This window comes from Vibrio sp. M260112, assembly GCF_036533775.1.
Lineage (GTDB): Bacteria > Pseudomonadota > Gammaproteobacteria > Enterobacterales > Vibrionaceae > Vibrio.
In genome coordinates this window covers 1-2,055 of record NZ_JATABH010000124.1, presented here as the reverse complement: position 1 = coordinate 2,055, position 2,055 = coordinate 1, and the positions used below count along the sequence as shown (strand labels likewise).

The 2,055-nt window shown below is 36.5% G+C and carries 2 protein-coding genes and 1 pseudogene; all 3 read right to left on the bottom strand.

Annotated features, from left to right (window positions below; all coding sequences use genetic code 11):
* Window positions 1-369, bottom strand: a pseudogene (locus QTN95_RS20375) (formylglycine-generating enzyme family protein); the annotation flags it as partial.
* 233 nt (window positions 370-602) lie between these two features.
* Complete coding sequence (lepB, locus tag QTN95_RS20370) at window positions 603-1,298, bottom strand: signal peptidase I (protein WP_331418809.1); 696 nt, start codon at window positions 1,296-1,298, stop codon at window positions 603-605.
* Window positions 1,299-1,341: 43 nt separating this feature from the next.
* Window positions 1,342-1,728 carry a hypothetical protein gene (locus tag QTN95_RS20365; protein ID WP_331418807.1) on the bottom strand — a complete coding sequence of 129 codons (387 nt, stop codon included), beginning with the start codon at window positions 1,726-1,728 and terminating at the stop codon, window positions 1,342-1,344.
* Between the last annotated feature and the right edge of the window lie 327 nt (window positions 1,729-2,055).

The window sequence follows — 2,055 nt, the reverse complement described above, 5'->3', positions numbered from 1 at the left end:
CGAATAACTGCTTAGGGTGACTTCATGTTGAATATCCGCCCCGCGATCAACGATCGAGAACTGACTGTAACAACTTGCTTCCGGCGTCCAGACTGGGCGATTAAGATCGTCGTTCATGCAGGGCATACGAAAGTCGCCCATAATAAAACTGCCACCTTCGACAAACACCATATTTTCAATCGACTTTACCGCGAGCTCAGCAATATTTTGTTTTAGTTCGCTGTCTGCATCTGGATAGTGTTTGTTGACATTACTAATAATGGTGTTGAGCTGCTGTTGAGAAAGCACGTTGCTGGAAATGTCGATATCGCTATTGCATGCCGCCAATAAAGGAATCGCCCCGAGAAGACCTAGCCATTTATAATTCATTCTCAATCCTCATTATTTAGCTGTTTATTTTAAGCGGCTAAGCAGGTGACATGAAGTTAATGACCGGAAAATAATGTGATTTTCCTTCCTTTTCTTAATGATGCACACCCAGTTAATAATTAATGAATCTATCAAGTAATTATCAGAAACGCTGTCTTAATATTGGTGTGGTTAAAACATTTTCCCTACTAAGGTCTGATAATTGTTTCATGATTTAAAACCAGTTCTGAAGTTTAGAGGTCGATTGTTCCTATATACTTATAGAGTAATTCACTTTTCTTCACGAATGTATCTTTAAAATACCTGGAATCGAAGGATTCATTTAAATTGTCACCTAATACATAATAGCTATCCTTAGGTACTTTGAATGCAATTGTTTCGTTTTCTATGGCTTGATTGTCAATCAAAATAAAACTATCATTTATATATAGTTTTTTACCCTTGTATAGAATGCTGTCACCTTGGGTTGCAATTATTCTTTTCAATAAAATTTCATTTTCAACACCAATCTTAAAACCAATAATATCATTGGCATTCAACTCTTCATGATTGTTGATTTTTCTTAGAAGTAACGTGTCACCATCCTTAATAAGAGGAGACATACTGTTTCCTTCAGATACTAGTAATTCAATTTTACTTGGAGAAGAAATTAACAGAGCAACAGATGTAATAAATGGAACTATAGTACAAGCACGTATGTTAGCAGTTTTTATCTTTACGAATGAGGATATGAATATTGCAATCAACATTAGTAAAAAAACGCCTATTGCTAGCATTAATACTAATACGGATTCAAAGTAGACAAAAAATGACAAAATGAATAATAAAAAGTAAAATATACTCCATATATAAGAAGAAACGCGCCCTTGGATAGCATCATACGTACCTAATGAGAGTAGATTCAACAAAGCTTGAAGTAATAAATGCATTAATATTTTCCTTAAATACTATAAGAGCCATAGGTACAGGCTCTTATAGCACGGTTATTATTAGTTTTCTATTTGCTTCATGTTGAATATCCGCCCCGCGATCAACGATCGAGACCTGACTGTAACAGCTTGCTTCCGGCGTCCAGACTGGGCGATTAAGATCGTCGTTCATGCAGGGCATACGAAAGTCGCCCATAATAAAACGGCCACCTTCGACAAACACCATATTTTCAATCGACTTTACCGCGAGATCAGCAATATTTTGTTTTAGTTCGCTGTCTGCATCTGGATAGTGTTTATTGACATTACTAATAATGGTGTTGAGCTGCTGTTGAGAAAGCACGTTGCTGGAAATGTCGATGTCGATATCGCTATTGCATGCCGCCAATAAAGGAATCGACCCGAGAAGACCTAGCCATTTATAATTCATTATCAATCCTCATTACTTAGCCGCTTATTTTAAGCGGCTAAGCAGGTGACATGAAGTTAATGACTCGGAAATAATGTGATTTCCCTTCCTTTTCTTAATGATGCACACCCAGTTAATAATTAATCAATCTATCAAATAATTATCAGAAACGCTGTCTTAATATTGGGGTAGTTAAAACGTGTGATGAGATGGTCACCTCTATCTCGGCATCGCAATGTGCCATGATTAACTTTTGACAGAATCAAGGATAAAGGTGACCAACATGAAATATAGGCTTATTAGTATCGATTTAGCAAAAAATGTGTTTCAGATTGCTGTATTCGACCG